The following is a 5,172-nucleotide window of genomic DNA, read 5'->3' as shown; positions in this document are numbered from 1 at the left end:
CCCCGGGCTCATCGGCGTTCCCGCTGCCGGGAACTGCCGGATGACCGAGGTGCCCTTGCCGATCGTCTCGAAGTCGATGCCTGCGTTCAGCAGCTTCTGTTTCGCGTCCTTCACGGCCAGCTTCGTGAGCGTCGGAGCCGGTGAGCGTTCTGCCGTCGTTTTGCCGTCGGACGTTTTTTTGGTGTTCGCCTTCGGCACGCCCATATACGGCAAGGCTTGGGACACGATTTTCTTAAAGATCGGCGCCGCCACCGTGCCGCCGCCGACATCAGGGTCATTCGGCTGGTCCACAATGACAATAAGGGCGATCTTCGGATCGTTCACCGGAGCAAAACCGACAAAGGAGACGACGGACTTTGAGTAATCCGGTTTGCCGTCGGAGCCGTATTTGACCGCGGTTCCGGTTTTACCGGCCACCCGGTATCCGTCGATGTAGGCGTTGCGCCCGGTACCTTTTACCTGGTCCGCGACGACCTGTTCCAGGTAGCTGCTCGTTTCTTTAGCGGCTTCCGGGGAAATGACCTGCCGTACGACGTCGGTCTTGGTGGATTTGATAACCTTACCGGTATCCGGATCCGTGATTTCTTTAATGATATGAGGTGTTAGCAGCTTTCCGCCGTTCGCCACCGCACTGATCGCCGCCAGCTGCTGGATCGGCGTCACGGATACGCCGTGTCCGTAGGACGCGGTCGCCACCTCGACCGGACCCGGAAGATTGATCGTGGTGGAGACTTCGCCTGGCAGTTCAATGCCAGTCTTCTGACCGAAGCCAAAATCCTTGATATATTTCAGCAGGCGGTCTTTCCCGAGCATTTCCGATCCCAGCTTAACGAAAGCGACGTTACTGGAACGCTTCACGCCCTCAAGGAACGTGATTGGTCCCCAACCATAACGATTGATATCATGAAGGTACGTATGAGTCCCTTTGACCTGGATTTGTCCGGACTGGTAGATCGCATTTGGATTAAAAAGCTTTTCCTGCACCGCACCTGCCAGCGTTACGATTTTGAACGTGGAACCCGGCTCATACGTAGCTTTGACGGCATAGTTGAAGAAGTCTTTCTGGTCCTTCGTGTTCCAGTACGTATTCGGGTTGAATGTCGGCAGGTTGGCCATCCCGAGTATATCCATCGTCTTCGGATCGGCAGCAATGACCGTCATGCTGATCGGTTGGTACTTTTCGTACGTCTCTTTCATCGCGTCTTCGATATAATACTGGATCGTGTCGTCGATCGTCAGCTTTAAATTTTTACCATTGACAGCCGGCTTGTACACCATATTCGCTTCGGGAAGCTGGTCTCCTTGCCGGTCGCTTTCGTATTTCATGAGTCCTGAGGTGCCTTTGAGGTAATCATCTAGACTTGCCTCAAGTCCGGCGACAGCCTCACCATCCCGGTTCGTGTAACCCAAAATATGAGCCGCAAGCGTCCCCTTCGGATAATAGCGTTTCTGCTCCTTGATCATATCCAGCCCGGTTTCAAGCACCTTTTTTCTTTTTAAGCTGTGCCTTCAACTCTTTGTTGAGATCTACGATCTGGGCCTTCTTCGTTTCGTCAATTTTTCCACCCTTCGTTCCGGACCTCCCGGTTGGTAAGGTATTCCCCGTCCTTGTCTTTGGCGTTTACAAGTTCCTTAAGCTCGCTTTCATCCTTGCCTAAAATCTTGTGCAGCCCTTCGATGATTTCGTTCTCCAGCCCGTTCTCGTGGATAACGGCCGGATTGACGATAACGGTATAGGCCGGGACGTCGGATGCCAGAATATCGCCGTTGCGGTCCGTAATCGTGCCGCGGGATGCCGGAATCGGTACCTTCTTCGTCCACTGGGCTACGGCACGGTCGTGCCAATCATCCCCATTGACTACCTGTAGTGCAAATACCCGAATCAACAGAACAACAAAAAGGAGGGTGATGAATCCTCCTAGGAGCAGTGTGCGAAGTTTTATTCTTTTTACCATGCTCAACCCTCACAAGCTCTATTTTTTTGCCGTTTCCGACCCTGTTCCGGCGTTATCCGTACTTGTCGTATTGGAACGCGGAACGGTAAGCGCCTCCTTGCCCGGTTCTTGGTAACCAAGCTGGATTGCCTTCTCACGGATCCCGACCTCAAGGCGCTGCTTCTCCGCCTTAAGCTCTTTAATAGTCACGTTCATGTTCTTAATGTTCTTGTCGACCTTCTGCCCCTGCTTGTTCAGGTCGTAAATGTTGGCGTTCTGCCAGATGATCAGGCTCGCCACCATGACGCATATTCCAACCGTCAGCAAATAGAGCAGCTTTTCCTTGATCGGCAGATATGTACGGTGAGTAACGACTTTCGTCTTCTCCCGGTACCCGGGAGACGTTCGTTCAGCGACCTTCTCCTTAACTGCCAGGTTACCACGCGTATAGGCCATGTCTGATTCCCCTTTGTCTTAGTCTCTACGCCCTGAACATGAGTCCTTGCCTTCAAAAATATGAATCGTGTGTCAGATGCGTTAGGTTATATTTTCTCAGCAACTCTCAGCTTGGCTGAACGCGCTCGCGGGTTCTGTGCAAGTTCTTCTTCACCCGGCACGATCGGCTTGCGGTTGACCAGTTTCATTTCACCCTTCCCGCCGCACACGCACATCGGAAAGTCCGGCGGGCAGGTGCATTTGCCTACGTAGCTGTTCAAAATTTGCTTGCATATCCGGTCCTCCAGCGAATGGAACGTAATCACCGATACCCTTCCGCCGGGAGCAAGACAGCGCACTGCTTGATGCAGCGCTTCTTCAAAAGCGCCAAGCTCGTCGTTCACCGCGATCCGAAGGGCCTGGAAGCTTCGTTTGGCCGGATGGCCGCCTGTTCTCCGCGCTGCCGCCGGAATGCCTTCTTTAATAATATCGACCAACTCGCCCGTTGTTTGAATGGCTTTCTGCGCTCTGCGCTCGCTGATCACTCTGGCAATCCGTCTTGAGAACTTTTCTTCCCCGTATTGGAACAAAATTCGGGCAATTTCCTGCTCAGGCCATTCGTTTACAATTTCGGCAGCCGTCAAGGACGCCGACTGATCCATCCGCATATCGAGCGGCGCATCGTAATTGTAGCTGAATCCCCGGTCCCCTTCGTCAAACTGGGGAGATGACACGCCCAGATCGAACAAAATGCCGTCCACCTGCGGGATGCCGTCCTTGCTCGGAACAGCCAGCTCCCGGAGGGTTTCCTCCAGATGCCGGAAATTCGTCTTGACCAGGGATACGCGGTCTGCGTACGGAGCCAGCCTTTCCTTTGCGTTATCGAGCGCCCAGTCATCCTGGTCCAACGCGATCAGCCTGCCGTATTCCCCCAGCTTGGACGCGATCAGGGAACTGTGCCCCGCACCCCCAAGCGTGCAATCGACATATATGCCGTCTCTCTTCACGCGCAGCCCTTCTGTCGCTTCTTCTTTAAGCACCGTGATGTGATGAAACAAGCTGCAGCCCTCCAAACTCTCTACAAATCAAAATTCAAATCAACCAGCTTCTCAGCAATATCGTTAAACGTCTCTTCGGATTGCTGGAAGTATTCCTCCCAAGTATCCTTGCTCCAAATCTCCACCCGGTTCGATACGCCGAGCACGACGCATTCTTTCTCCAGCTTTGCGTATTGGCGGAGATTCCCCGGTAAATTTACCCTTCCCTGTTTATCCCACTCGCATTCCGTTGCACCCGAGAAAAAAACCGGGTAAACGCACGCGCGTCGGATTTCATCAGGGACAGTGACTTGAGCTTTTGCTCCAAAATTTGCCATTCATTCATAGGATATACAAATAGGCATTGGTCCAAGCCCCGGGTGACCACAAAGGAGGAGCCAAGCAGCTCGCGGAATTTGGCAGGGATGGTGACGCGGCCTTTATCGTCTAAGCTGTGTTGATATTCCCCCATAAACACCGTTCACTCACCCCTTTAACCCCAAATCCCCACTTTGCACCACTTTCCACCACTTAAGGATACTAGATTCGCCGGATAAAATCAAAATCCTGCCTTATCCACATGTTTTTTTGTGGATAATTCCAGCCCCGCCCTGCGCGGAAAAACAGCAAAAACCCCCTGATTCGCGAAGAATCAAGGGGGTTTTCCACATGTGGATAACCACAATTTACCGATTATTCGTGGGTGGACCAGCTGTCCAAATACCGGATCTGCTCCTGGCTCAGCCGGTCGGTCTGAATCCCCAGGCTTGCCAATTTATGGCGTGCGACCTGCTCGTCGATTTCGAGCGGCACGTTCAGCACCTGAGCACCCAGGTTTTGATAGTTGTCATTCACGTACTTCAGAGACATCGCCTGGAGGGCGAACGTCATATCCATAATTTCCGCCGGATGCCCGTCTCCCGCCCCAAGATTGACAAGGCGGCCTTCGGCCAGAAGGTAGATTTTGCGGCCGTCCGTCAGCTTGTATTCTTCGATGTTACGGCGCACGGTGCGTATCGACTCGGCTCGTGCCGCCAGTTCCGGTTTGTTGACTTCGACATCGAAGTGGCCGGCGTTCGACAGGATCGCCCCGTCCTTCATCACGTCGTAATGCTCACCGGTGATGACGTCCCGGTTGCCCGTCACGGTCACGAAGAAATCGCCGTGCTTCGCGGCTTCCAGCATCGGCATTACTTCAAAGCCGTCCATATGAGCTTCCACCGCACGGATTGCATTGACTTCCGTCACGATGACTTTGGCGCCGAGTCCCTTGGCCCGCATCGCTACGCCTTTGCCGCACCATCCGTAGCCTACAACGACAACGGTTTTGCCCGCTACGACGAGGTTTGTCGTACGGTTGATCGCATCGAACACCGATTGTCCCGTACCGTAGCGGTTATCGAATAAATACTTGCAGTAAGCGTCATTAACGGCCACCATCGGGAACTTCAGCAGCCCGTCTTTTTCCAAAGCCTTCAAGCGAATAATACCAGTCGTCGTCTCTTCCGCTCCCCCGCGGATCGTCTCCAGCAGGTCCGGCCGTTCCGAGTGAAGGATCGTCACCAGGTCTCCACCGTCATCGATAATGAGGTCGGGTTTGGTCTCCAGCGCCCGGATCAGAAATTCCTTGTACTCCACCGGATCCGGATTGTATTTGGCCAGCACGGTCACACCGTCTTCCACAAGCGCCGCACAGACATCATCCTGTGTGGACAACGGGTTGCTGCCTGTGATCGTTACTTCCGCACCGCCGGCCTTTACCACTT

At 53.7% G+C, this 5,172-nt stretch carries 5 protein-coding genes and 1 pseudogene; all 6 read right to left on the bottom strand.

Annotation, left to right across the window (positions count from 1 at the left end):
* Positions 1–1,485, bottom strand: a 1,485-nt coding sequence (locus CPT76_RS22470) for a penicillin-binding transpeptidase domain-containing protein (RefSeq protein ID WP_258168740.1), incomplete at its 3' end; no start/stop codon positions are given.
* 68 nt (positions 1,486–1,553) lie between these two features.
* On the bottom strand, positions 1,554–1,955 hold the full coding sequence (locus CPT76_RS40325) for a penicillin-binding protein 2 (protein WP_258168739.1): 402 nt from the start codon (positions 1,953–1,955) through the stop codon (positions 1,554–1,556).
* Between the two features lie 18 nt (positions 1,956–1,973).
* Positions 1,974–2,390, bottom strand: a complete 417-nt coding sequence (locus tag CPT76_RS22465) for a hypothetical protein (RefSeq protein ID WP_076169846.1) — start codon at positions 2,388–2,390, stop codon at positions 1,974–1,976.
* Positions 2,391–2,476: 86 nt separating this feature from the next.
* Positions 2,477–3,427 carry a 16S rRNA (cytosine(1402)-N(4))-methyltransferase RsmH gene (gene rsmH / locus CPT76_RS22460; protein ID WP_105444520.1) on the bottom strand — a complete coding sequence of 317 codons (951 nt, stop codon included), beginning with the start codon at positions 3,425–3,427 and terminating at the stop codon, positions 2,477–2,479.
* A gap of 20 nt (positions 3,428–3,447) precedes the next feature.
* A pseudogene (mraZ, locus tag CPT76_RS22455) lies at positions 3,448–3,884 on the bottom strand (division/cell wall cluster transcriptional repressor MraZ).
* Positions 3,885–4,099: 215 nt separating this feature from the next.
* Positions 4,100–5,172, bottom strand: a 1,073-nt coding sequence (locus CPT76_RS22450; RefSeq protein ID WP_105444519.1) for an adenosylhomocysteinase, incomplete at its 5' end; no start/stop codon positions are given.

Source organism: Paenibacillus sp. AR247, from assembly GCF_002968895.1.
GTDB lineage: Bacteria > Bacillota > Bacilli > Paenibacillales > Paenibacillaceae > Paenibacillus_AQ > Paenibacillus_AQ favisporus.
The sequence above is the reverse complement of the archived record's forward strand: the minus strand, read 5'-3'. Positions and strand labels throughout refer to the sequence as shown.

Excerpts from the sequence above, each read along its gene's own strand:
- CPT76_RS22465 (WP_076169846.1), bottom strand. The coding sequence starts at position 2,390 with ATGGCCTATACGCGTGGTAACCTGGCAGTTAAGGAGAAGGTCGCTGAA.
- CPT76_RS40325 (WP_258168739.1), bottom strand. The coding sequence starts at position 1,955 with ATGGTAAAAAGAATAAAACTTCGCACACTGCTCCTAGGAGGATTCATC.